This is a genomic window from Sanguibacter suarezii NBRC 16159, assembly GCF_001552735.1.
GTDB lineage: Bacteria > Actinomycetota > Actinomycetes > Actinomycetales > Cellulomonadaceae > Sanguibacter > Sanguibacter suarezii.
This window is the reverse complement of sequence record NZ_BCRT01000012.1, coordinates 14,163-36,745: the sequence shown is the minus strand read 5'-3', so window position 1 is coordinate 36,745 and position 22,583 is coordinate 14,163. Positions and strand designations below refer to the sequence as shown.

At 70.7% G+C, this 22,583-nt stretch carries 24 protein-coding genes; 14 read left to right on the top strand and 10 right to left on the bottom strand.

What is annotated here, in order from left to right:
• Positions 1 to 30 precede the first annotated feature (30 nt).
• From SS2_RS08020 to SS2_RS08010, 3 genes are read right to left on the bottom strand one after another with little or no spacing between them, the layout of a single operon-like run.
• Positions 31 to 1,002: an ABC transporter substrate-binding protein gene (locus SS2_RS08020; protein ID WP_066462872.1), complete on the bottom strand. Its 972-nt coding sequence runs from the start codon at positions 1,000 to 1,002 to the stop codon at positions 31 to 33.
• Between the two features lie 47 nt (positions 1,003 to 1,049).
• Positions 1,050 to 2,888 carry an allophanate hydrolase gene (gene atzF, locus SS2_RS08015; RefSeq protein WP_066462871.1) on the bottom strand — a complete coding sequence of 613 codons (1,839 nt, stop codon included), beginning with the start codon at positions 2,886 to 2,888 and terminating at the stop codon, positions 1,050 to 1,052.
• Positions 2,889 to 2,899: 11 nt separating this feature from the next.
• Entirely contained in the window at positions 2,900 to 3,628 is a 729-nt protein-coding gene (locus SS2_RS08010) for a GntR family transcriptional regulator (protein ID WP_217995578.1), read from the bottom strand.
• 222 nt (positions 3,629 to 3,850) lie between these two features.
• Between SS2_RS08010 and SS2_RS08005 the strand changes: the two genes are divergently transcribed.
• The 8 genes from SS2_RS08005 to SS2_RS07970 all read left to right on the top strand — a co-directional run bounded on the left by SS2_RS08005 (position 3,851) and on the right by SS2_RS07970 (position 12,421).
• Complete coding sequence (locus tag SS2_RS08005; RefSeq protein WP_066462864.1) at positions 3,851 to 5,782, top strand: DUF4037 domain-containing protein; 1,932 nt, start codon at positions 3,851 to 3,853, stop codon at positions 5,780 to 5,782.
• A 14-nt stretch (positions 5,783 to 5,796) separates the two neighbouring features.
• Positions 5,797 to 6,432: a DUF4125 family protein gene (locus tag SS2_RS08000; protein WP_066462877.1), complete on the top strand. Its 636-nt coding sequence runs from the start codon at positions 5,797 to 5,799 to the stop codon at positions 6,430 to 6,432.
• Between the two features lie 156 nt (positions 6,433 to 6,588).
• On the top strand, positions 6,589 to 7,725 hold the full coding sequence (locus SS2_RS07995; protein ID WP_083941975.1) for a YihY/virulence factor BrkB family protein: 1,137 nt from the start codon (positions 6,589 to 6,591) through the stop codon (positions 7,723 to 7,725).
• Between the two features lie 57 nt (positions 7,726 to 7,782).
• Positions 7,783 to 8,985 (top strand): alcohol dehydrogenase catalytic domain-containing protein, encoded by a 1,203-nt coding sequence (locus SS2_RS07990; protein ID WP_066462861.1) that lies wholly within the window; start codon positions 7,783 to 7,785, stop codon positions 8,983 to 8,985.
• Positions 8,986 to 9,291: 306 nt separating this feature from the next.
• Positions 9,292 to 10,257, top strand: coding sequence for a manganese catalase family protein (locus SS2_RS07985; RefSeq protein WP_066462859.1), 966 nt, complete (start codon positions 9,292 to 9,294; stop codon positions 10,255 to 10,257).
• 72 nt (positions 10,258 to 10,329) lie between these two features.
• Complete coding sequence (locus tag SS2_RS07980; RefSeq protein ID WP_157607246.1) at positions 10,330 to 11,295, top strand: hypothetical protein; 966 nt, start codon at positions 10,330 to 10,332, stop codon at positions 11,293 to 11,295.
• Positions 11,292 to 11,735 (top strand): phage holin family protein, encoded by a 444-nt coding sequence (locus SS2_RS07975; protein ID WP_066462853.1) that lies wholly within the window; start codon positions 11,292 to 11,294, stop codon positions 11,733 to 11,735. Before SS2_RS07980 ends, SS2_RS07975 begins: the two co-directional genes overlap by 4 nt.
• Positions 11,732 to 12,421 carry a DUF3618 domain-containing protein gene (locus SS2_RS07970; protein ID WP_066462849.1) on the top strand — a complete coding sequence of 230 codons (690 nt, stop codon included), beginning with the start codon at positions 11,732 to 11,734 and terminating at the stop codon, positions 12,419 to 12,421. The genes SS2_RS07975 and SS2_RS07970 overlap by 4 nt, the downstream gene beginning before the upstream one ends.
• On the opposite strand, the gene SS2_RS07965 is transcribed toward SS2_RS07970, so the two are convergent.
• Positions 12,412 to 12,888, bottom strand: coding sequence for a DUF6098 family protein (locus SS2_RS07965; RefSeq protein WP_066462847.1), 477 nt, complete (start codon positions 12,886 to 12,888; stop codon positions 12,412 to 12,414). The two genes, SS2_RS07970 and SS2_RS07965, sit on opposite strands and share 10 nt — an antisense overlap.
• The gene (locus tag SS2_RS07960) at positions 12,881 to 13,657 is read right to left on the bottom strand and encodes a PAS and ANTAR domain-containing protein (protein ID WP_083941973.1); all 777 of its coding nucleotides are present in this window, start codon (positions 13,655 to 13,657) and stop codon (positions 12,881 to 12,883) included. The genes SS2_RS07965 and SS2_RS07960 overlap by 8 nt, the downstream gene beginning before the upstream one ends.
• Before the next feature lie 218 nt (positions 13,658 to 13,875).
• On the opposite strand from SS2_RS07960, the gene SS2_RS17365 reads away from it, so the two are divergent.
• Together SS2_RS17365 and SS2_RS07955 are read left to right on the top strand one after the other, a co-directional pair.
• Positions 13,876 to 14,052, top strand: coding sequence for a hypothetical protein (locus SS2_RS17365; RefSeq protein WP_157607245.1), 177 nt, complete (start codon positions 13,876 to 13,878; stop codon positions 14,050 to 14,052).
• Positions 14,053 to 14,190: 138 nt separating this feature from the next.
• Positions 14,191 to 14,826: a hypothetical protein gene (locus tag SS2_RS07955; protein ID WP_066462840.1), complete on the top strand. Its 636-nt coding sequence runs from the start codon at positions 14,191 to 14,193 to the stop codon at positions 14,824 to 14,826.
• A gap of 86 nt (positions 14,827 to 14,912) precedes the next feature.
• Here SS2_RS07955 and SS2_RS07950 read toward each other — a convergent pair whose 3' ends face one another.
• Complete coding sequence (locus SS2_RS07950) at positions 14,913 to 17,705, bottom strand: purple acid phosphatase family protein (protein WP_245643454.1); 2,793 nt, start codon at positions 17,703 to 17,705, stop codon at positions 14,913 to 14,915.
• A 245-nt stretch (positions 17,706 to 17,950) separates the two neighbouring features.
• Here SS2_RS07950 and SS2_RS07945 point away from each other — a divergent pair, with 245 nt between their 5' ends.
• Entirely contained in the window at positions 17,951 to 18,568 is a 618-nt protein-coding gene (locus SS2_RS07945; RefSeq protein WP_066462837.1) for a dihydrofolate reductase family protein, read from the top strand.
• Between the two features lie 6 nt (positions 18,569 to 18,574).
• On the opposite strand, the gene SS2_RS07940 is transcribed toward SS2_RS07945, so the two are convergent.
• Complete coding sequence (locus SS2_RS07940; protein WP_066462836.1) at positions 18,575 to 18,913, bottom strand: thioredoxin family protein; 339 nt, start codon at positions 18,911 to 18,913, stop codon at positions 18,575 to 18,577.
• A 68-nt stretch (positions 18,914 to 18,981) separates the two neighbouring features.
• On the opposite strand from SS2_RS07940, the gene SS2_RS07935 reads away from it, so the two are divergent.
• Positions 18,982 to 19,368 carry a DUF1304 domain-containing protein gene (locus SS2_RS07935; protein ID WP_066462835.1) on the top strand — a complete coding sequence of 129 codons (387 nt, stop codon included), beginning with the start codon at positions 18,982 to 18,984 and terminating at the stop codon, positions 19,366 to 19,368.
• A 132-nt stretch (positions 19,369 to 19,500) separates the two neighbouring features.
• Positions 19,501 to 20,487: an aldo/keto reductase gene (locus SS2_RS07930; protein WP_066462834.1), complete on the top strand. Its 987-nt coding sequence runs from the start codon at positions 19,501 to 19,503 to the stop codon at positions 20,485 to 20,487.
• Between the two features lie 50 nt (positions 20,488 to 20,537).
• Here SS2_RS07930 and SS2_RS07925 read toward each other — a convergent pair whose 3' ends face one another.
• Positions 20,538 to 20,936 (bottom strand): (R)-mandelonitrile lyase, encoded by a 399-nt coding sequence (locus tag SS2_RS07925; RefSeq protein ID WP_066462833.1) that lies wholly within the window; start codon positions 20,934 to 20,936, stop codon positions 20,538 to 20,540.
• Between the two features lie 159 nt (positions 20,937 to 21,095).
• Between SS2_RS07925 and SS2_RS07920 the strand changes: the two genes are divergently transcribed.
• Positions 21,096 to 21,773, top strand: a complete 678-nt coding sequence (locus SS2_RS07920; protein ID WP_066462831.1) for a M23 family metallopeptidase — start codon at positions 21,096 to 21,098, stop codon at positions 21,771 to 21,773.
• On the opposite strand, the gene SS2_RS07915 is transcribed toward SS2_RS07920, so the two are convergent.
• Both SS2_RS07915 and SS2_RS07910 read right to left on the bottom strand, forming a co-directional pair.
• A complete protein-coding gene (locus tag SS2_RS07915; protein WP_066462830.1) occupies positions 21,754 to 22,041 on the bottom strand; it encodes a helix-turn-helix domain-containing protein in 288 nt (95 codons plus the stop codon). The two genes, SS2_RS07920 and SS2_RS07915, sit on opposite strands and share 20 nt — an antisense overlap.
• A 1-nt stretch (position 22,042) precedes the next feature.
• Positions 22,043 to 22,540 (bottom strand): DUF2975 domain-containing protein, encoded by a 498-nt coding sequence (locus tag SS2_RS07910; RefSeq protein ID WP_066462828.1) that lies wholly within the window; start codon positions 22,538 to 22,540, stop codon positions 22,043 to 22,045.
• Positions 22,541 to 22,583 lie beyond the last annotated feature (43 nt).

Genomic DNA, 22,583 nt, shown 5'->3' with positions numbered 1-22,583 from the left:
GGCGGGTGATGCCCGCCGGGCCGCAGGAGGTCAGGACGTGGCGGCGGCGTGCGCCTCGACGAAGGTCGTGTTGATGAGGGCAGCGACGTCGGGCTCGGACTCGATCTGCTTGAGGCCGTGCATCTGCTCGATGAGCGCGCTCACCTGACCGGTGTACTCCGCGTCGATCTGCCAGCGCGGCCAGATGTTCGTGATCGCGGTGTCCACGACGGCCCGGTCGATGCCGAAGGTCTCCACGACGCCCGCTGCCCATGCCTCGGGGTCGGCGACCATGTGCTCGGTCGCCGCGATGTGGGTGTCCACGACCTCCTGGACGAGCTCGGGATCCTCGGCGATGGTGGCGCCCGTGGTGTAGAGGCCGATGTTCACCTTCCCGACCGGCGTCTCGTACGGGGAGGCGACCGAGACGGCGTCACCCTGCAGAGCGGTGGACGGGCCCAGCTCGGCCGAGGAGAAGGCATCGATGCGCCCGGCCGCCAGCGCGCTGGCCATGTCGGAGAAGGGCAGGTTTACCAGCTCGACGTCGGAGTCCGCGTCCATGCCGGCAGCCTCGAGGGTCATGCGCAGCAGGATCTCCTGGGAGGAGCCCTTGGGGTAGCCGACCTTGAGGCCCTTGAGGGACTCCACGCCGTCCAGTCCGGCCTTGCCGATGAGACCTGAGCCGCCGTCGGCCGCTGCGGCGACCACGACGACGTCCTGTCCCGCGGAGGAGCCGGAGATGGCGGAGGGCACGCCGGCGACGCCGAAGTCGATGCTGCCGCTCACCACGGCGTTCTTGATGTCGGGAGAGGAGTCGAAGGTGATGACCTCGAAGGTCACGCCCTCGGGTGCGTTGGCCTCGTAGAAGTAGGGGGCGTACAGGTGCGGCTGGCCCTTGAGGGTGCCCACCTTCACGACGGTGTCACCGTCGGCGCCGGCAGCGGAGTCGGAGGAGCAGGCCGTCACGGAGCAGACGGCGAGCAGGGAGGCGGTGACGGCGACCAGGGCACGGGAGTTCTTCACGAAAGTCTCTCTTCTGTCGGGATGGGCGGGAAGGCGTGAGGGGGACGTCAGGCGAGCGCAGCGCGGTAGGCGCGCCAGCTGCCCAGGTGGGAGACGTCCTCAGGCGGGTTGCCGACGACGGCGTCCAGGGAGCCGGTGAACCCGGTCACCTGACGCCCGTCGTCGAGGGTGATGGACCCCAGGGCGAGGGGCTGGGGGACGGAGAGGAGCAACCGGCCCAGGGCGTGCGGGGTGAGCAACCACTCCTCGCCGGCCAGGGCGACGCCGCTGCCCGCCGCGACCGCGGACACGAGCGGCTTGGGCGGGACGGTGGCCAGGGCGTGCATCCGGTAGTCGGGTGCGGTGCGGACCGGGCCGACGAACCGGGCGCCCAGGGCCACGAGGTCGGCGTTGAGCGGTTCGCCCGTGAGGTGGGCGCCGAAGACGACGATGCTCACGCCGGTCGTGGGATAGGCCGGGCCGTCAGCGTTCACGCCAGCGACCGGGTCAGCGCTCTCGTCAGCGCTCTCGTCAGCAGGCGCGCCGCGCTGCGCCGCGAGCAGCCGCGCCCCGAGGTCGATGGCGACCTGGTCGGCGAAGCCGCGGACGAGGACGCTCACCCCGAAGAGCCCGCCGTCGGCCTCGCCAGCCGGCACCGCGACGCCGGCCATGTCGAAGAGGTTGACGAAGTTCGTGTACGTCCCCAGACGAGCGTTGGTGCCCAGCGGGTCGGCCGCGACGGCGGCGAGGGTGGGGTGCTCCGGTGCGGTGGGGACGAGCAGCGCGTCGAAGCCCTCGAAGGAGGCCAGCGCCTGCTGGCGCAGCGCGGCGAGCTCGTCCTGGGAGGCGAGGTACTGCGCGGCGGTGACCTCGCCGGCCCGGGCCGCGATCGTGGCGACCGACGGCTCTGCGCCCTCGGGGTGCGCGGCGAGGAACTCCCCGTAGGCGGCGTAGCGCTCGGCGACCAGGCCGCCGTCGTAGAGCAGCGTCGCCGCTCGCAGGAAGGGGGTGAGGTCGAGGGGCTCCACGACGGCCCCGGTCGACTCCAGGAGCGAGCGGGCCTCGTCGAAGCGGGCCCGGGCCTGCGGTGACAGCAGAGCGAGGTCCTCGTCGCGGGGTATTGCGACCCGGGCAGCGGGTGGCGCGGCGAGCGGGGCGTCAGCAGGCCAGGTGCGTGAGGACGGGTCCAGGGGGCTGGGGGCCGTCATGAGGGAGAGCACCGTGCGGGCGAGGTCCAGCCCTGGAGCCAGCACCGTCACGCAGTCGAAGGACGCACACGCCGGCACCACGCCGTCCTTGGGGACCAGGCCGAGCGTCGGCTTGATGCCGATGATCTCGTTGAAGGCCGCGGGCACCCGGCCCGAGCCGGCGGTGTCGGTGCCCAGGGCGAAGTCGACCTCCCCGAGCGCCACCGCCACAGCCGAGCCCGACGACGACCCACCGGAGACGCGGTCGGGCACCACAGCGCTGGCCACTGCTCCGTAGGGGCTGCGCGAGCCGGTCAGCCCGGTCGCGAACTGGTCCATGTTCGTCTTGCCGAGCACGATCGCACCGGCGTCCACCAGCAGGGCGACGGCGCTCGCAGAGCGCTCGGCGACGCGGGCGAAGGCCGGGTGCGCGGCGGTCGTCGGCAGGCCGGCGACGTCGATGTTGTCCTTGACGGCGAACACCGTGCCGGCCAGGGGGAGGAGCTCGCCGGCAGCGAGGCGGGCGTCGAGGACGACGGCCTCGGCGCTCAGGTCGGCCAGGGGGCGCAGGTGCGTCCAGACGTCGGGGCGACCATCCGTCTCGACCCGGTCATAGGCCGCGAGCACGCGGGCCAGCACGGGGGAGTGCGGGGCGGGGACAGCGCCGTCGACAGGTGCAGGGGATACAGCTGCGGGGGACACATCGGTCGGGTGGGTCATGGCAGGGCCTCTCACTTCATCATCCGGGTCATGGCCAGGGCGTTGGCTGCGCGTTCCAGCACGACGTCCTGCGAAGCGCCCACGTGGTGGCGCAGGGCGTCGCGGGCGGCAGGCAGGTGGCCCCGCACGACGAGCTCGGCGATCTCGATGTGCTCGGTGATCGTGGCCGTCATGCGGTTCTCGGTCAGGTAGTCGTACATGCGCACCGCGCGGATCCGGCTGTTGACCTGGACCAGCGCCTGGGTGAGCGCTGGGTTGCCGGAGGTGTCCACGAGGGTGGTGTGGAACTGCTCGTCGTGGGCGACGAAGCCGGCGTCGGGCACGGGACGGTCCTCGCGGAAGGCGTACCAGCGGTCGAGCTCGGCCTCCAGGCGCGGGCGGTCGTGGTGGATGGTCACCTCGGCGATCGCCCGCTCGATCCCGCGTAGCTCGAGGGTCACGCGCAGCTCGTACAGCCCCGAGAGCTCGTGGAAGCTCGGGAGGTACAGGTACAGGCCGCCCTCGCGCTTCTCCACGAGACCGTCCGACTGCAGCCGGGCAAGGGCCTCGCGGACCGGGGTGCGTGACACCTCGTACCGCTCGGCGATGCGTTCCTCGGCGAGGCGGTCGAAGGGGGAGATGCGACCGGTCATGAGCTCGTCGCGCAGAGCCAGGTAGACCCGCTCACGCAGCGACAGCTGACGCGCCACCGGGGCGCTGGCTGAGGGACCCGGTGCGATGGGATCCAGTTCTGTGCTCATGGGTGTATACACTCCGGGACACATGTTTCCGCAGGTCTCGGGTCATGTTTCGGCGGTGTTGCAGATGGGCCGTCTCTGTTGCAGGCCGGTGACTTCTTGGGACGTGGCGCCTGCGGGGTGGTGTCTGTGGTGTCAGCGCCGCCGTCCCGGGTGACTAAAGCCCCACGTCCTGGCGTCGTGGCCGTGTCACCGTGGACAGGTGCACCCTGCCCCCGAGACGACGTGACCGCGGACCACCCGAGCGGTCCGGCCTTCGACGTCGGCGCCGTCCTGCGCGGGCTGGACGCGATCTTCGACGCCGGTGACGGTCCCGCCCGGGCCGAGCCCTTCCTGCTCGGCGCCCTGGCCGAGGCCGAGCACCTGCGTGACGCGGGCGCCCAGCTGTCGCTGCTCAACGAGCTCATCGGTCTCTACCGCTCCCGCAGCCGTCACGACGACGCCGTCCGTTGCGCGGACCGGGCGCTCGCGCTGGCCCAGCAGATGGGGATCACAGGCACCGCCGCCCACGCCTCCACCCTCATCAATGCCGCGACCGCGCGGCGAGCCGCCGGCCACCAGGACGCCGCGCTGTCCCTCTACGACCAGGCGCTCACCATGAGCATCGCGGTCCTGGCACCCACGGACCGGCGGCTGGCGGCGCTGCACAACAACCTCTCGATCCTGCTCAGTGACATGGGTCAGCCCGTGCGTGCGGCCACCGAGCTGGCTGCGGCCCTGGCCATCCTCGAGGCGTCCTCGCCTGACCCCGCCCGCGACGGCGAGATCGCCGCGACCTGCGCCAACCTCGCTCTGGTCTGCTTCTCCCTCGGCCAGGACGCCGACGCCGCGGCGCACATCGAGCGCTCGATGAGGAGCTACCGCGCAGGCGGGCACGAGTCGGACGGCCACTATGCCGCGGCGCTCGCAGGGGCCGGTGAGGCGTGTTTCCGGATGGGACGCCCCGGCGACGCGGCCGCGATGTACCGCGCCGCGCTGGACGTGATCGAGGAGTGCTACGGCGCGGACACCGACGCCTACGCGGTGACCGCCGCCAACCTTGCTGAGGCTGAGGCTGAGGCCCGGGGTACCACCGGGACCGAGATTGCCCCCGGACCTGCGAACCTCTCACGGGCGCTGGCACAGCCGTCGCCACAGGCACCGCCGCACGCACCGACCCAGCTGCCGCTCTCCGGCCTCGCCCTCGCCCGGGCGTACTGGGAGGAGCACGGCACGGCGTTGCTCGACGCCTTCCCGCGCCACCGCGGCCGGGTCGCCGTGGGTCTGGCCGGTCACGGGTCGCAGTGCTACGGCTTCGACGACGCCGTCTCCCGCGACCACGACGACGGGCCCGGCTTCTGCCTGTGGCTGACCGCAGCCGACCACGTGGAGATCGGCGCCGAGCTGCAGGCCCGGTACGAAGCGCTGCCCCAGGAGTTCCGCGGCGTGCGCGTGCAGTGGACGACGGCGCGGGCGAGCGGGGCCGGGCGCCGCGTCGGCGTGTTCGAGATCGGGGACTTCTTCGAGCAGATCACCGGCTACCGTCAGGCGCCCCCACCAGACCGCCCCCACGAGTGGCTCATGCTCGAGGAGGCCACGCTGGCGGCAGCGACGAACGGTGCGGTCTTCGCGGACCCGCTCGGTTCCTTCGGCGCGGTGCGCGGCGGCTTCCTCCGGATGCCGCGCGACGTCCAGCTGGCTCTGGTCTCTCGTCGCCTGGGGATGATCGCCCAGGCGGGGCAGTACAACGTCCCGCGGATGCTCGCGCGCGGCGACGGTGACTCCGCGTGGTTGTCCGTCGCGGAGCTCGCCCGCGCGGCGGCGTCGGCGGTGTTCCTGCTCAACGGGCCGGCGTCGGCGGGGTACCTGCCGTACTACAAGTGGCAGCCGGCCGCGCTGCGCCGGCTCAGCAGGCGCATGGGCTCACGGCTGCCGGGGGTGAGCGAGGACCTCTCCCAGGTGCTGCGCGCGGCGTCGGCGGCGTGCTTCGGACCGGACGGCGGCGTGGGACCCGCACCTGCCCAGGCGCGCCTGGGCGAGGCGATCGAGCGCATCTGCCACCAGATCCTCACCGAGCTGCAGGTCCGCGGGCTCACCACGAGCGACGAACCCTTCCTGGAGCACCAACGCTCCTTCGTCGCGGCCCACATCGAGGACGACTGGCTGAAGAGCCTGTGAACGAGGAGACGGACGTGTCACGCACGCAGCACGGCAACCGGCTGGCCACAGCCGCCCAGATCGTCGAGCACGAATGGGCGCAGTTCCAGCGCGTGAACAACGAGGGCGGCCGCGCCGACTGCCAGGGCGACTGGCCCACCTTCCACCAGATGCGCATCAGCCAGTTCCTCACCTGGCCGATCCCGCTGCTGGACAGCTACGCCGCGGACCTCGACGACGCCGACGCGACCGGGCGCAACCTGCTCACCGAGAAGTACGCGCGGATGATGGCCTCGACCGAGCCGGACCGCTACGCCCGCGAGATCGGTCCGCAGCTGCCCGTCCTGGACGGGGCACGTCTCGCCCGGCAGGAGGCGGTCATCACCGTCCAGGTCGCCTGGGCGCTGGCCTTCCGCGGGGAGTATCCGCGCCTGGGGCAGGCGATGCGCGTGCTGCGCACCGCTCAGGACACCCTGACCGAGACCTCCTTCGAGACCTACCTGCGCGGTGAGCTGGGCACTTACTCCCTGGCCACGCTCGGACTCTACGAGGACCTCGTCGCGGCCACCCGCGAGGCGGGGCAGAACCTCACCGAGCAGACGCTCACATGGACGGTCGTGCTCGCGGGCTTCGCCGATCTGGCCGAGGCGGAGGCCGCCCAGACGCGCTGAGCACCGCCTGCCGGTGGCGAGACCTGGAGAGACGCCTACGGTGGGAGGAGGCCAAGAAGTGGCCGAGCCGGGAGTTCCGGCGCGCCGCTCGCAGGCCTCGACCACCCGCGTGGCCTGCGGCGTCGCCGTCCGACTCCCCGAGACGGAGGTGGACCGATGGTTGACACGCAAGGACGGCCCGAGCCGGCGCCCGATGACCCGCGCAAGCCGCAGTCCCCGCCAGAGCTGCAGGGGCGCTCGTGGAAGTTCGCCGTCCGGTCGACCATCCGGCAGTTCCAGCGCGACGAGTGCCTCGACCTCGCGGCCGCACTGACCTACTACGCCGTCCTCGCCTCAGCTCCCGCGCTGCTGGCACTGGTCTCCGTCATCGGGCTCGTGGGCAACAGCGAGAAGATCGTCGAGGACGTGCTCAACATCGCAGCGACCGTGCTGCCCGCCGAGGTGGTCGACACGCTGCGGCCGTTGATCGAGCAGGTCGCTCAGAACAGCAGCGGGGCTGGCCTGGCCCTCATCCTCGGTGTCGCACTGGCGCTGTGGTCGGCCTCGGGGTACGTGGGGGCCTTCAGCCGCGCGATGAACCGGATCTACGAGGTCGAGGAGGGCCGCCCGATCTGGAAGCTGCGCCCGGTCATGCTGCTCATCACCCTCGTCGTGGTGATCATGGCGGCGCTCGTGGTGGCTGCGCTCGTGCTCAGCGGACCGGTCGCCCGGGAGATCGGTGAGAGCGTCGGGCTGGGCTCGACGGCTGTCACCGTGTGGAACATCGCCAAGTGGCCCGTGGTCCTGCTGCTTGTCGTCGCGATCATCGCGGTGCTCTACCACGGGACCCCGAACGTGAAGCAGCCGAAGTTCCGTTGGCTCAGCGTCGGTGCGCTCGTCGCGATCATCGTCTGGGTGATCGCCTCGGTCGGCCTCGGTTTCTACGTCTCCCAGTTCGGCTCCTACGACGCCACCTACGGCGCTCTGGGCGGAGTCATCGTGCTCCTGCTGTGGCTGTGGATCTCTAACCTCGCGCTGCTCTTCGGCGCCGAGCTGGACGCCGAGCTCGAGCGCAGCCGTCAGCTGCAGGGCGGCATCGCCGCAGAGGAGACGTTGCAGCTGCCACCGCGGGACACCCGCGCCAGCGAGAAGAAGGAACGCCAGCACCAGGACGACGTCGAGCGCGGGCGCGCGGTCCGGCTCGACTCCGCAGCCGACAGCACGGCCCCCGGCAGCACCGCGCCTGACAGCACTGACCGCACTGACCACACTGACCGTACTGACAGCACTGACGACACAAGCACGAGGCACTGACGACGCACTGACCGAGGCACTGACGAAGCACTGACGACGCACTGGGAGGACACCATCATGCGAGCACTGACATGGCAGGCGCGGGAGAAGGTCACCGTCGAGGACGTCCCCGACCCGCGGATCGAGGAACCGACCGACGCCGTCATCCGCGTCACCTCGACCGCGATCTGCGGCTCGGACCTGCACCTGTACTCGGTGCTGGGGATGTACCTGGACGCCGGTGACGTGCTCGGGCACGAGACGATGGGCATCGTGGAGGAGGTGGGTTCGCAGGCAGGCCGGCTCGCGGTCGGCGACCGCGTCGTTGTGCCCTTCGGCATCGCCTGCGGGACCTGCTGGATGTGCTCCCGCGGGCTGCAGTCCCAGTGCGAGACGACGCAGGTGCGCTCCCAGGGCAAGGGGGCGGCCCTCTTCGGCTACACCAAGCTCTACGGGCAGGTGCCGGGCGGCCAGGCGGAGTACCTGCGGGTGCCGCAGGCGCAGTACGGTCCGGTCGTGGTGCCTGCGGACGGCCCCGACGAGCAGTACCTCTACCTATCCGACGTCCTGCCCACGGCGTGGCAGGGCGTGGAGTACGCCGCCGTGCCCCCCGGCGGCAGCGTCGTCGTCGTGGGGCTGGGGCCGATCGGTCAGATGGCCGCGCGCGTCGCTCGTCACCGTGGTGCAGGCCTCGTGATCGGCATCGACCGGGTGCCTGAGCGGTTGGCCATGGCACGCCGGCACGGCGTGGAGGTCATCGACCTCACGGAGGTCGACGACGCCGTCGCCGCAGTCGCCGAGCTCACCCAGGGCAGGGGAGCGGACTCGGTGATCGACGCCGTCGGGATGGAGGCGCACGGGTCCCCGGTCGCTGAGGTCACCCAGAAGGCGGCAGACATCCTGCCCGATGCCCTGTCCGGGTTCGTCAACGAGAAGGTCGGCGTGGACCGGTTGACTGCGCTGCTCACGGCCATAGCCCTGGTGCGTCGCGGCGGGACGCTCTCGGTGTCCGGGGTCTACGGGGGTGCCAAGGACCCGCTGCCGTTGATGGACCTCTTCGACCGTCAGGTGACGGTGCGCATGGGACAGGCGAACGTCCGGCGGTGGATCGACGACCTCATGCCCCTCGTCTCGGACCCCGGTGACCCGCTGGGCGTGCTTGACCTGCGGACCCATCGCCTCCCGCTCGAGGACGCGCCCCACGGCTACGTCCTCTTCCAGAAGAAGGAGGATGGCTGCATCAAGGTGGTCCTCGACCCAGCGCTGCGCCCGCACAGCTGATGACCGCCGGTCCCAGCCTCCGCGCCTCTCGCGCGGGGGCGGGAGCAGTCATAGAGTAGAGACAGGCCGAAGACCCGGCGGGTGCGACCCGCCGTGACGGTCAGCGAGAACAGAACCTCGTCTAGACGACGGCGAGACGGTCAAGCCGCGTCTACGCACCGCACCGGTGCGAACACTTCAGCGCCAATGCCTCACATTCCCGGCGCGGCCACCACCCGCTCGTCGCACCGACCAGCGCGTGACTGTGCGCGCAGAGGTGGCCGGCCCGCGAGGAACGGGTGATCTCTCCAGCACCGGAGGACCACCATGTACCTGCACGTACAGCGTCTGATCAACGAGATCGTCCCCGACGAACCCGACCCGGGAGCGGCCAACGCGCTGCAAGAAGGGCTCGGCGGACAGTTCGGCGAGATGCGCACGATGATGCAGTACCTCTTCCAGAGCATGAACTTCCGAGGACCGGCGGGGAAGCCGTACCGGGACCTGCTGCAGGGGGTCGGCACCGAGGAGATCAGCCACGTCGAACTCATCGGCACGACCATCTCCCGGCTGCTGGACGGCTCCCCGCGGTACAACGGGGACCCGACCGACCCGCTCGACACCCCGGGCGCAGGCGGTGACATCCCGCTGCGCGTCGCACTGGACCAGAGCAACATCCACCACTACCTCGTCGCCGCGCAGGGCGCGTTGCCCGTGGACGCGGCGGGGAACCCATGGAGCGGGAGCTACGTCTACAACTCCGGGAACCTCTTGCTGGACCTGCTGTACGACCTGATGCTCGAGTCCACGGGACGCCTGCAGAAGTGCCGGATCTACGAGATGACCCAGAACAAGACGGCTCGCGCGACCATCTCGTACCTCATCGTCCGGGACCAGGCGCACGAGTACGCCTATGCCAAGGCTCTGGAGACGCTCGGCGTGGACTGGGGCAAGGTGCTCCCTATCCCCAAGACGTCGGCCGAACGCTTTCCCGAGGTCAAACGGCTCCTCGACCTCGGCCTGGACAGGAAGCAGTACACCTTCGACCTGACCGGCGCGTCCGAGGCAGGCAAGATCTACCGCGGCATGTCACCGGCCAACGACGGTTCCGAGCTCTCGACCACCGAGCAGGCTCCGACCGGCATGCCCATGACCATCGCCCCCGAACGGCCCGAGGAGTTCGCCCCCGGGCTCGACCCGGAGCTCCTCGCGCTCATCCAGGCCACCGCAGACATCGAGATGGCCGGCGTCCAGCCGATCTACGGCCCTGTCACGGCCCAGGAGGGGTCGTGACACCCAGCACCCCAACCGACAGCACCACGCACCCCGTCGCAGCCTCGCTGCCTCGCATGAAAGGAACGAACCATGACTGACCAGAACAGCCGTCCGAACTTTCCTGCTGATCCGGCCACCCCGATCGACCCGTCGTTATCGGCGGGCGCGGTGCCGGAGATGCGGCACACCGCCGGTCAGACGTCTTCCCCGTCCGTCGGTGACACCACCGCCACGCGCGGCAGACGCACCGACGACGCACTCTCCTCCGACGACAGCCTCTATGACGACGTGGTCGTCGGGTCGTCGTCGGGCGGGTCCTCGTCACCCCCCGCTGGCGGGCAGGGGGAGCCTGGCGGGGGCCAGACGCGGGAGAAAGCGTCCCACGTCGCCGGCACCGCGAAGGAGAAGGCAGGGGCGGTGATGGACGCGGAGAAGACGATGGCCCGCGACACCGCCGCTGAAGCCACCGACCGGGCAAAGGCGACGCTCGCCGAGGCGAAGGTCCAGGTCAAAGACCTGTGGCAGCAGAGCCGGAGCGAGATCTCCGACAGCGCGGGCGTCCAGCTCCAGCGGCTGTCCGAGGGCGCTCGGTCGCTCTCCGACGAGCTGGGTGACATGGCGTCGGCGAGCGACGACCCGGGGATCGCGAGCGACCTCGCACGGCGGGCCTCGGGATACTTCTCGAACGCGAGCACGTGGCTCGAGAACCGGGGTCCGGAGGAGGTGCTGACCGAGGTGAAGCAGTTCGCGCGGCGCTCTCCGGGGGCCTTCCTCGCCCTCGCGGGCGGGCTGGGGCTGATCGTCGGTCGGGTGAGCCGTAGCCTCAAGGACGACAGCTCCAGCGACACGTCGTCCACCGGCCAGCCCCATGACCGGAGCTCCGCCCCCCACGGTGCGCTGGCCCAGGATGGCACCTCCACCTGGGACGACGCCTCCACCATCGATCAGCACCTCGGCGAAGGTCAGGGCGCCGGCCGGACTCCCTCCATGGGGACGATGCCCACCCCTGTCCCGCCCATCCACGACCGGGCACCGGACGGAGGTGACCTGCGATGACAGCGCCACCTCCGGGCGCCCCTCGCCCGAGCCGTGACCCGGCAGAGGCTTCGGTCGGCGAGCTCTTCGGTGAGCTGACGCGTGACTTCTCCGTCCTGGTCCGCCAGGAGATCGCGCTGGCCAAGGCAGAGGCTCAGGACAGCGCCAAGAAGGCCGGGAAGGGCGCGGGCATGCTGGGCGGCGCCGGCTGGGCATCGCACTTCGTCCTGCTCTTCCTGTCCGTCGCCCTCTGGTGGGGGCTGGGCACATGGATCGGTGACGGCGACGGTGACCCCGCCCTCGGCTGGTCCGCGCTGATCGTCGCCCTCCTGTGGGCGATCATCGCCGCCATCCTGGCGGTCCAGGGCAAGGCCGAGCTCAAGAAGACCCGAGGCATGCCCCAGACGGCCGACACCCTCAAGAAGATTCCCGACGCGCTCAAAGGGGAGGAACGATCATGACGACCAACACCAACACCAACACCAACACCAACGACCCGGACGAGATCCGCGCTGACATCGAGGCCACCCGGGCAGCACTCAGCCAGGACGTGGACAACATCGAGGAGAAGGTCAGCCCGACCAAGATCGCCCACCGCCAGACCGACCGGGTGCGCTCGGCCGTCTCCGGCGTCAAGGACAAGGTCTTCGGGGCGGCCTCCGGTGCCGGGGACAGCGCCCAGCACGCCGGCAGCACGATCGCCGACGCCGCACAAGGCGCGCCGCAGGAGGTGCGCCGGGCAGCTCAGGGCAACCCGCTCGCCGCAGGTCTTGTGGCCTTCGGTGCCGGTCTGCTCGCGGCTGCTCTGCTCCCAGCCACCCAGGCGGAGAAGCGCGCCGTGCGCACCGCGAAGGAGGATGAGGGCGTCCAGCGCGCCGCCGACGACATCAAGAGCGCGGCTCAGGACATCGGCACCTCGCTCCAGGAGCCGGCGAACGAGGCGCTCTCGAGCGTCAAGGACACGGCCACCGAAGGCGCGCAGCACGTCAAGGAGACCGCGACGCAGGGCGCGCAGGACGTGAAGTCAGAGGTGCGCGGCGGTGCTGAGGAGGTCAAGGGCGAAGCCCAGCAGCAGGCTCAGCAGGGTCAGGGGCAGCAGGGTCAGAGCTCAGGCACGGGTCAGTCCTCAGGGACCGGTCAGGGCTGATCAGGCAGCTGGCCCGCGTTCAGACCTCTGTGGTAGATCTCGCGGGCCTCGTCGAGCACGGCGGGCGCCACCACGGCGATGGGCCGGGCACGGACCACGAGTGGTTCGCTGTCCGGCCCCCGTCCGACCTCGTCTCCCGTGAGCACCCAGGGGAAGCGTGAGTCCTGGCCCAGGTGCTCGTACTGGCAGAGCTGGCGGGCCACCCACTCCGCGGGGGGCCGGGTCCACCACGGTTCGGGAGCCAGCCGGTTCACGCTGAGCCCGGGCAGCAGGCAGCCGCTCTCCCCGTCCCGGCTCTGGCTCCCAGCATCGACCTGGGGTCCTGCGCTGAACCGGACGTAGAGCACAGGTTCCACGGTGAGCAGGTCAACCACCTCGCCCATGGTCTCCAGCCGTGCGAGCTCACCGCTCCATCGCGGGTCGAGGCTCGGTGCGGGCGGGGGACGGAGGCTGTCGTCGTCAGCCATGGTGGTCCTCCTCAGCGCCGTCACCGACCACCGCAGGACCACCATCACCCACCACCGCGGGGCCGCCGGTGAGGTTCGCGAGCGCGGTGTCGAGGTTGCCGAGCGTGACTGCGAACTCGTCCGTCTGGCCCTCAGCGCCTTCGCGGGTGACGTCGACGAACTCACGCGCGAGGTCGCGCAAGGGGACGTTCGTGTCGTTGGACCGTCGTCGCAGGATGGCGAAGGCCTCGTCATCGGTGACGTGCAAGCCCGCCATGAGGATCCCTTTGGCCTGTTCGATGCTGGCCCGGCCGGCCGTCCCGGCCGCGATGTGCTCGGTCGCGTCCCGGTCGACGGCCTCCCGCTGGCTCTCTGACAGGTCGACGAAGTACCCCACCAGCTCGATGACCTGCCCGTCTCCGTCTTTGCGTCCCTGCCCCGTGATTCCCAGGACGCGGATGTTGCCCTGGGCGTCGATGATCCGGTGCACGCAGCTGAACGGCACGCCGGTCAGCCCGGCGCGCTGCATGACGTCGGAGACGCGTTGGCGGTCGTCGGGGTGCTTGTGCGCGACGAGGAGTGCAGTCGACGGCACGATCTCCCCCGGGAGGAAGCCGTGCATGCGGAAGATCTCCTCAGCCCAGGTCCACCGGCCGGTGGCGAGGTCGAGCCGGAACCCCCCCACGGGCTGACTGCGCCCGAGGGAGAGCGCTACAACCAGGTCCCCCGGGATGTCCGCACCGTTCGGGCGCGCGGGGCCGAAGCTCGGCGGCGGAAGTCCCGCGCTCATGTGCTCTCTTCCGTGCGACTGTGTAGTGGTGCTTCCCTGCGGGCGTTCATGGACTGAGCCTACGTTTGCTCACCAGTTGGCGCAGAGCGTCCGGATCACGTCGTCTGAAGGCCAGCATCCGACGGGCAACAGCCGTAGCCTGGGGTGCGCAGCGTGACCTGAGCACGGTCGCCGAGGCCGTGCGCGCTGTCCCAACGACGAGTGCAGAGGAGCTGACCATGACCAGCGAGACCGGCGCACGACCCGACCGTGACCCCTCGCCCGGCAGCGGCGGGACCGGGGACGACGAACCGGACGTGAACACGGGGGTGGTCAGGCCCGACGCCGACCTGGAGAACCTCGACGGACCGTCGCGCGACGAGGCGGACGACGACGTCCCCGACGGCCACGCCTGAGGACCGCGACCGACAGTTCATGACCGAGAAACGACAGATTGACCGTCATACGCCGGGGTGAGGCGCCGGTGGTGCTCAACTTGCTCTCGTCCTGCAGGCCGTCCTGAGCCTGCGGGCGCGAGCCGAAAGAGGACCACCATGCTCAGCCGAATCCGCCGCGCCTGGCACGCCTTCTCGCAGGAGAAGCCCGGGCTGGCCCAGTTCGTCATGTTCATGCTGCTGAGCCAGGGCATGACGGTGCTGCAGCTGATCATGATGCCGGTGTTCAAGTGGATCTTCGGGATGACCGCGCTGGTCGCCACGGACTTCCAGGTGCTGCCCTTCGGCACCAACGCTGACGGCAGCTCCTTCTTCATCTTCGATTACGCCGGAGGGGCCCTGCCCGAGGGCGGCGGGGGACTGGCCTACTTCCTCGCGGTGCAGATCACCCTGCTGATCGCGCAGGTGATCAACTTCTTCGCCCAGCGCAACATCGCCTTCAAGTCGAACTCCAACGTGTGGCGAGCGGCCATGTGGTACTCGATCGCCTACGTGATCATCACCTTCGCCGCCGCGGCGCTGCAGGGCTTCTACAAGGATCCCATCTACCAGGCGATGATCGAGCGTTGGGGGACCACCGGCGAGACCGGCGCCGACGTGGTGACCATGCTCATCAACGCCATCATCTCCTTCACCGTCTTCTTCCCGATCTTCAAGATCATCTTCAAGCAGGAGCCGGAGACGGCAGACGACGTCGCAGCTGCTGAGCGCGAGCTCACCCCCAGCGCCCCCTGATCCCCCCCGGAGACGACAGGAGCGCTCGGCCGAACCCTCGGCCGGGCGCTCCTGCTGTCTCTGGCGGCTGCAGTCGGTCGAGGCGGCTAGCTGAGGGGTCCCTGCGTGGACTCTGTCTCCCCTCCGGACCGTCGGCGGCGGACCGTGCCGGCTGTGACGAGGGCGCCGGCGGTGAGCAGAGCCAGCGCGACGAGCACGACGGCCTGTGGCGTGGACCCCGTGAGGGCGAGCCGTCCGCCTGGAGTGAGAGCGGCGGTGGGGGACTGCCCTGCGGCACCGGCGGGGGTGAGGGACGTCGTGCCGCCCGGGGGAGACGTCGGGCCCGGGCCGGTCTCGGTGCCTGTCTCGGTGCCCGTCTCGGTGCCCGTTTCGGTGCCTGGACCTGTGCCTGGTCCGGTGACCGCAGCCACGCGCACCGGGGCCCAGCCGACGAGTGAACCGTCTGCGGCCTGGACCACGACGCGGTGGTCTCCGGTGGGCGTGTCCGCCGGCACCGTCACAGCGAGGATGCCGGCGGAGTCCGCGGTGACCGTGCCGATCAGGGCGGGTTCGGAGTACAGCCACGCCCGCACCGTCGACCCTGCCCGCGCGCTCCCCAGGCCGACCGAGATGGTCTCGCCCGGTGCAGCGGTGGCGGGGGCGGTGACGCCGCCGCGGTTCGCCTCGGTGAGCAGCGCCGGGTCGACGGCGGCCGGGACGTCGCCGGGCCCGCCCGGGGTGCCGGGCACCTCGGGGTCGACCGGCTCGACGGGGTCGACAGGGTCGACCGGCTTGGCCGGCGGGGTGACGCCCGCCTCGGTGACCCACTTCTGTCCGTCGTCGTACTTGGTGATGGTGAACTCGTCATAGACGGCGCCGACGGGCAGGTCGGTCGTGGCCGTCGCCGTCTTCTCCGCGAGGTAGGAGGTGTAGACGAGCTGCTCCGCGGTCACGTCGATGACCTGGTACGTGGTCACGCCCGCGCCGCGCAGCACCTGGGTCGCGCCGTTGTTGGTCCACACGTTCTTCGCGTCGGTCTCCAGCGCGTAGTGCTTGGCGCCGGAGTTGGAGACGGCGTAGACCGGTCCGGTGGTCATGCCTGCGGTCTCGGTGGCGTCGGCATCGAGGTAGCCGCGGCCGTAGGTGTGGTCGTGGCCCATGAGCACGAGGTCGATGTTGTGCTTCTGGAAGATCGGCACCCACACCTCGCGCAGGACGGGCTCGTCGCGTCCTGCCGACGTCGAGAAGACCGGCTGGTGGAAGGTCACGACGTTCCAGGTGGACGGGCTCTGGCCCAGCACGTGGTCGAGCCAGGCGCCCTGGAACTCGGTCCACAGTCGCGCGACCTTGCCCGAGGGGCACTCGCTGCCCGAGCACGCGGGAAGGGCGTCCGGTGTGAGGAAGGCGGTGTCACGGGTCGCGTTGATCGTGATGAACCGCACGCCCTGGTAGTCGGTGTAGTAGACCGTCTCAGCGGCGAACTCGGCCCAGTGGGCGAAGTAGGCGGCGTACTGACGGGCGACGTCGGTGTCCCCGACGGCGAGCTCGGCGAGCGGGCCGATGGTCGCGGTGGTCGGGTTGTTGCGGGGGTACTCGAAGTTGGCCTTCCACGCGGCGAGCTTCTTGTCACCGGAGTACTCGTGGTTGCCCGGGGCTGCCATGACGTTGGTCGTGGCGGCGGAGGTGTCCATGCCGGAGAACCAGTTGAGCCACTGCGTCTCGTTGTTGCCCGAGTCGATGAGGTCGCCTGCGTGCACGGACCCGATCGAGTCGGGGGCGGCTGCCTCGGCCTGGCGCACGACCGAGGGCCAGGTGCTGTCCAGGCCGATCTGGGCGTCGCCGTAGTAGATGAACTGGAAGTCCGTCTCGGTCGGGTCGGCTGTGGTGAACGTGTGCCAGTCGCTCCACCCGCCCTCCAGACCCACCCGGTAGGTGTACGCCGTCGCCGGCGACAGCCCGGTCACCGTCGCGGAGTAGTGCGGCAGAGGATTGTTGTTGACCGTCCCGGCCGGGTATGCATCGACCGCGCGCAGGTCACCGCCCGCCGCGGGGCGGATCTGCACCTGGCCGGTCGCGTGGCTCGCGTCGCCGGCGAGCCAGGAGACCGACTGCGAGGTGGCCGGCGTCGTCGTGGGGGTGAGGATCACCCGGGACGGGGCGGCGACCACCGGGACAGACGGGTCCGGTACGGGCGCCAGGCGGATGGAGGGGACGTCGAGGTAGATGTCCGAGCTCGACGCGCGGTCCTGGTACAGCGCCACAGCCACGGTGTTGGTGCCGTCGACGAGCAGGTCCGGGTCTGCGGTGAAGGTGCTCGCGACGGGGTTGCCGCCGCTGTCACCGGCATACTCCTGGTTGGTGGTGCCGGTGACCCGGTCGTCGACGAAGCCGGCGACCTTGGTGCCGTTGATCCAGACGACGAGGGCGTCGTCGTGCACGACGTCTCCGACGACGGACCCCACCGCGTCCGCGACGCCCGCCGCCAGGTCGAAGGTGGTGCGGAAGAAGTACGTGGGCACGGCCGGTGCGCTCACGCCGTCAAGATAGTGGTTGAGCACCGTCGCCGGGGTGTGCGGCCCGACGGCGGCGAGCCGACCGTTCTTGGCGCCGAAGCTGCCCGTCGCGGACGCCCAGGAGGAGTCGTCGAAGCCGGGGGCGGTCCATGCGGTGAGCGGCTCGGCGCCCAGGACGGGGTCGGTGCCGTCGTCGAGGTAGCGCCAGGTGGTCGTCGCGGTGCTGACCACCGGTTCGGTGGGGACTGCGGGAGGCGCTGCGGGAGGCGCCGCGGGAGCGGCGACCGCCGAGGTGGGAGCCGCGATCACCGCGCCTAGCAGGGCGAAGAGGGCGAGCGAAACCACACCCCGCCGGGCACGGCGGGGGGTGAGCTGGGACATCGTCATCTGATTCCTTCACGTGGGAGACGCTGGTCGTCCTCAGTGACGCGAGCGCGGGTGTCAGCGGGTTGGAGGGACGAGGGACGGAGGATGAACACCAGGCGCCCACCTGACGCCCAGGCGAGTCCCGGCACTGGTCAGGTGCGGTGTCCGGCCGCAGGTCCGGTCGCAGCGACTCGCCAGACGTGCCACCGTGGTGGTGTGGCCTGCCGCTGGGCCCGATCCGCCAGCAGACCGAAAGGACCATCGCGATGGCGACGATCGTCTCCTCCCTGTTCATGTCCCTCGACGGCGTCGTCGAGATCGACCCGACCTGGCACTTCCCCTACTTCGACGAGCACATGAGCGCCGCCGTCGACTCCGACTACACCGGGGTGGACGCGCTGCTCATCGGGCGGGTCACCTACGACAGCTTTGCCGGAGCGTGGCCGGGCCGCGAGGACGCGGGCGAGGAGGACGCCGAGTTCGCCAGACGCCTCGGTGACATGCGCAAGATCGTGGCCACCCGCGGTGACGCTGACCTCGGGTGGCGCAACGTGGAGCGGGTCCAGGGGGACCTCGTCGAGGCCGTGAGAGCGCTCAAGGAGACGCCGGGGATCACCAAGATCCTCGTTGCCGGGTCGATCTCGGTGGTGCGTCAGCTGCTCGCAGCAGGCCTGGTGGACGAGCTGAGCCTGCTCCTGCACCCGGTCGCCGCGCGGGATGGGGAACGGCTCTTCGACGACGGGTCGCCGATCTACCCCTTCCGGCTGCTGCGCGCGGACGTCTTTCCCACGGGCGTGGTGCACCTCGTCTACTCGCCCGCGGCGCTGCCCTCGCTCGACGCGCAGGAGGACGCCACGGCGACGGTGCCAGGGGACGGCGAGTGATGCCCGTCAGTCGGTCCGTGCCTGCGGCGCCGCGGTGACCGCCGCGATGATCGCCTCGAGCTCGTGGCGCTTGGGCACGCCGGGTCGGGAGTAGACGATCTCCCCGTCACGCAGGATCACCAGGGTCGGCAGCGACTGGATACCGAAGCGGGCCGCGAGCGCCTGCTGCCGGTCGGTGTCCACGGTGGCGAAGACCAGCTCGGGGTGCACCTGCGCCACGGCCTCGAAGATCGGGGCGAACTGGTGGCACGGACGGCACCACGCAGCCCAGAAGTCCAGCAGCACCACCCCGCCGCGCGAGATCGTCTCGCCGAGGAGCTCAGGGGTCATCGCGATCGTCGGCACTGGTTGAATCTACCCTCTCGTCCATCGACACCGGCCCAGACCAGTCTGCGCCAGCTAGGAGCTCCATCATGGTCGCCACAGCCCTCGTGCTCGCTGGGATCGCAGCACTCGTCCACGTCTTTATCTTCTACCTCGAGTCGGTCGCATGGACCGGTGCGAGGGCGCGAGCGACCTTCGGGCTGACCGAGGAGGAGGCCGTGGCGACCAGGTTCATGGCCTTCAACCAGGGCTTCTACAACCTGTTCCTGGCGATCGTCACGGCGGTCGGCATCGGCGTGGTGGCTGCGGGGCACACGGCGGTCGGATCAGCACTCGTGCTCGCGGGGACCGGGTCGATGGTCGCAGCCGCCCTCGTGCTCGTGGTGACCGCCCCCGACAAGCGCGCCGCGGCGCTCAAGCAGGGCGTGGTGCCGCTGCTCGCGGTGATCGCCCTCGTCGTCGGCCTCGCTGTGTAGGACGTGCCGTCGGGCGTGCCGGTGAGCGCGGCGGGACCGTAAGGGCGTCCCAGCCGTGCGGTGGCGCGCATACGGTGGTGTCCTGAAGCAGGGGGCGGTCTGCCTGCCAGTCAGCACACGGGAGGATCCACCATGCACACTCGAACGCTCGGTCAAGGCCTGGAGGTCTCGGCGATCGGTATCGGCGCCATGGGGATGTCCCAGAGCTACGGCCCCAACCCCGGTCCTCGCGAGGAGATGGTCGCCGTGCTGCGCGGCGCGGTCGAGCGCGGGGTGACCTTCGTCGACACCGCCGAGGTCTACGGGCCCTACGTCAACGAGGAGCTCGTCGGTGAGGCCCTCGAGCCGGTCCGTGACCAGGTGGTCATCGCCACGAAGTTCGGGTGGCGCATCGAGGACGGTGCGACGGTCGGCCTCGACAGCAGCCCGGAGCAGATCCGCCGCGCGGCGGACGCGTCGCTGCGCCGGCTGCGGACGGACGTCATCGACCTGTACTACCAGCACCGGGTCGACCCGCAGGTGCCGATCGAGGAGGTCGCCGGGGCTGTCGCGGAGCTCGTCCAGGCGGGAAAGGTCCGCCACTTCGGGCTGTCGGAGGCAGGCGCGGCGACCATCCGCCGAGCCCATGCGGTGTACCCGGTCACCGCGGTGCAGAGCGAGTACTCGCTGTGGACGCGCGACCCCGAGCCCGAGGTCCTGCCCACCCTGGCCGAGCTGGGGATCGGCTTCGTGCCGTTCAGCCCGCTGGGCAAGGGATTCCTCACCGGGACGGTCGACGCCGCCACGTCCTTCGCGCCCGGTGACATCCGGGCGACCATCCCGCGGTTCACCGAGGACAACCGCGCGGCGAACCTCGCGCTCGTCGAGCACGTGCGGCAGGTCGCGGCGGACAAGGGCGTGACGCCGGGGCAGATCGCTCTCGCGTGGCTGCTCGCTCAGCAGCCGTGGATCGTGCCGATCCCGGGGACCCGGCGCCTGACGCGCGTGGAGGAGAACGCCGGCGCCACGGCGGTGCCGCTGTCAGCGGACGAGATCGCCGACCTCGATGCCTTGGCCGCGCGGATCGGGATCCGGGGCGACCGGTACAACGAGACCGGCATGTCCATGGTCGGGCTGTGAGCACCAAGCCTGCGGGCTGAGCACCAGGCGTGCGGGTTGAGATGACGTGCTCACCCGTCGTACTGGTCGTCGGTGACCTTCTCGGCCCATTCGGTGTCGGGGCCGTGCGTGCCGTCGCCGACCTCCCACATGGCCAGGTGGGTCATGAAGGTCTTGGGCGCTGCGCCGTGCCAGTGCCACTCCCCAGGAGCGATCCACAGGCTCTCCCCGGGCAGGAGCAGCACGACCTCGCCGTCACGGGTTCCCACCCGCGCCACGCCCTCGGTGACGTGCAGGGCCTGTCCCTTGACGTGCCGGTGCCAGAAGGTCCGCGCGCCCGGGGCGAAGTGCACCGCGTTGACGCGCAGGGTGGCGGGGACAGGTGGAGCGGCGAGGACGTCGAACCAGACGTCCCCGGTGAACCACTCGGCCGGGCCCTTCTGGGTGGGGGTGCGAGGCGTGATCTCCATCGTGAACTCCTCAGGCTCGGGACTTCAACATACGTCCGACCGGTGGCCGGACGCAGGACCTGGCCGCGCCCGCCCGCCGGGACCCAGCGCGCTGGAGCCTTCCGCCTGCACGAGTGAGCCGTCATGCTGGAGCTCTCACCAGGGTCGAGAGGAGGGGCCATGACCTCACCGGTGCTGCTGGCGCTGCCCTTCACCGGCCGCTGGCTGGTCCAGAACAGCCCGGCCCGCCGGGTGCCCAGCCACGGGGTGGACCTGCTCGGCCAGCGCTACGCGATCGACTTCGTCGGCGTCGACGACCAGGGCCGGACGGCGCCGGTGCGTGACTGGCGCACCCTCGTGGCGACCGAGCCTGCCGAGCGGTTCGTCGCCTTCGGTCGCCCGATCCTCGCGCCGGTTGACGGTGTCGTCGTCGCCGCGCACGACGGTGAACCGGACCGCGTTGCCCGGCGCTCGCAGCTGGCGCTCATCCCCTATGCCCTCGGCCAGGCGGGACGGTTGCGTGAGGGCGTCGGTGCGGTCGCCGGGAACCACGTGATCATCGCCGACCGGCTGAGCGGGGCCTTCGTTGCCCTGGTGCACCTGCGCCGCGGTTCGCTGGGAGTGCGGGTCGGGACGGCGGTCGCCGCCGGCGAGCGGGTGGGGGAGTGCGGCAACTCGGGCAACTCCACGCAGCCGCACGTGCACGTCCAGGCGATGGACAGCGCCGACCTCGCCGTCGCCCGGGGCCTGCCCCTCGCGCTGCTCGACTACAGGCAGACGCCGCGCGGGACGGCACGGGCGGTGGACAGGGAGATCGGTGTGCCCGACGACGGCGCGGTCATCGAGCCTGTCCGGTAGCCGGGGCAGCCTCTGTGTCGTCGGCCGGGTCGAGCGCCGCGTGCGCCGTGGCTGTGCCGGGGTCCTCAGGTACCCACCGCAGCAGGTCTCCCGGCTGGCACTGCAGGACCTCGCACAAGGCGTCCAGCGTGGTGAAGCGCACGGCGCGGGCGCGCCCGTTCTTGAGCACCGCGAGGTTGGCCGGGGTGATGCCGATGCGGTCGGCGAGGGTCCCGACCGACATCTTGCGCCGGGCGAGCATGACGTCGATGTCGACGACGATGGGCATGTCAGACCACCTCGTCGAGCTCGGCCTGCAGGTGGCGGGCGTCGGCGTCCCGGGCGACAGCCTGGGCGAGCAGGAGCCGCAGCACCAGGACGATGAGCGCGATCCCGGCGACGAGCACCCCGGCGCCGCCGACGAGGAGCACCACACCGGGTGCGACGGCCTCGCCCGGGGCGAGGACCACGCCGAGGCCGAAGGTGAGAGCGGACGCCGCGGCGACAGCGCCGATGACCACGTCGACATAGCGGAAGGCGGCGTCGGAGAACACCGTTCCGCGCTGCACCATGGTGACGAGCTTCCACACGCTCACCGCGGCCACCTGGATGGCCAGGATGAACAGCACCGGGAAGAGGATGAGTGGCAGGCGCAGGTGGACGTACTCCGGTCGGAGCGCGTCGAGGTCGGCGGCGAGCGACGGGACCATGACGGCCTGGACGAACAACGACCCGGCGAGCACGAGGGCGAACACGATGCGCAACGCCAGCACTGTCAACCGGCCCATGACGACTCCTGAGATTGAATCACGATATAAATCTATCGACCGT

Excerpts from the sequence above, each read along its gene's own strand:
- SS2_RS07915 (WP_066462830.1), bottom strand. The coding sequence starts at position 22,041 with ATGCCCATCGTCGTCGACATCGACGTCATGCTCGCCCGGCGCAAGATG.
- SS2_RS07955 (WP_066462840.1), top strand. The coding sequence starts at position 14,191 with ATGCTCAGCCGAATCCGCCGCGCCTGGCACGCCTTCTCGCAGGAGAAG.
- SS2_RS17365 (WP_157607245.1), top strand. The coding sequence starts at position 13,876 with ATGACCAGCGAGACCGGCGCACGACCCGACCGTGACCCCTCGCCCGGC.
- SS2_RS07910 (WP_066462828.1), bottom strand. The coding sequence starts at position 22,540 with ATGGGCCGGTTGACAGTGCTGGCGTTGCGCATCGTGTTCGCCCTCGTG.
- SS2_RS07960 (WP_083941973.1), bottom strand. The coding sequence starts at position 13,657 with ATGAGCGCGGGACTTCCGCCGCCGAGCTTCGGCCCCGCGCGCCCGAAC.
- SS2_RS07970 (WP_066462849.1), top strand. The coding sequence starts at position 11,732 with ATGACGACCAACACCAACACCAACACCAACACCAACGACCCGGACGAG.
- SS2_RS07935 (WP_066462835.1), top strand. The coding sequence starts at position 18,982 with ATGGTCGCCACAGCCCTCGTGCTCGCTGGGATCGCAGCACTCGTCCAC.
- SS2_RS07985 (WP_066462859.1), top strand. The coding sequence starts at position 9,292 with ATGTACCTGCACGTACAGCGTCTGATCAACGAGATCGTCCCCGACGAA.
- SS2_RS07950 (WP_245643454.1), bottom strand. The coding sequence starts at position 17,705 with ATGACGATGTCCCAGCTCACCCCCCGCCGTGCCCGGCGGGGTGTGGTT.
- SS2_RS07990 (WP_066462861.1), top strand. The coding sequence starts at position 7,783 with ATGCGAGCACTGACATGGCAGGCGCGGGAGAAGGTCACCGTCGAGGAC.
- atzF (WP_066462871.1), bottom strand. The coding sequence starts at position 2,888 with ATGACCCACCCGACCGATGTGTCCCCCGCAGCTGTATCCCCTGCACCT.
- SS2_RS07930 (WP_066462834.1), top strand. The coding sequence starts at position 19,501 with ATGCACACTCGAACGCTCGGTCAAGGCCTGGAGGTCTCGGCGATCGGT.
- SS2_RS07965 (WP_066462847.1), bottom strand. The coding sequence starts at position 12,888 with ATGGCTGACGACGACAGCCTCCGTCCCCCGCCCGCACCGAGCCTCGAC.
- SS2_RS07995 (WP_083941975.1), top strand. The coding sequence starts at position 6,589 with ATGGTTGACACGCAAGGACGGCCCGAGCCGGCGCCCGATGACCCGCGC.
- SS2_RS08010 (WP_217995578.1), bottom strand. The coding sequence starts at position 3,628 with ATGAGCACAGAACTGGATCCCATCGCACCGGGTCCCTCAGCCAGCGCC.
- SS2_RS07920 (WP_066462831.1), top strand. The coding sequence starts at position 21,096 with ATGACCTCACCGGTGCTGCTGGCGCTGCCCTTCACCGGCCGCTGGCTG.
- SS2_RS07945 (WP_066462837.1), top strand. The coding sequence starts at position 17,951 with ATGGCGACGATCGTCTCCTCCCTGTTCATGTCCCTCGACGGCGTCGTC.
- SS2_RS07975 (WP_066462853.1), top strand. The coding sequence starts at position 11,292 with ATGACAGCGCCACCTCCGGGCGCCCCTCGCCCGAGCCGTGACCCGGCA.
- SS2_RS07980 (WP_157607246.1), top strand. The coding sequence starts at position 10,330 with ATGACTGACCAGAACAGCCGTCCGAACTTTCCTGCTGATCCGGCCACC.
- SS2_RS07925 (WP_066462833.1), bottom strand. The coding sequence starts at position 20,936 with ATGGAGATCACGCCTCGCACCCCCACCCAGAAGGGCCCGGCCGAGTGG.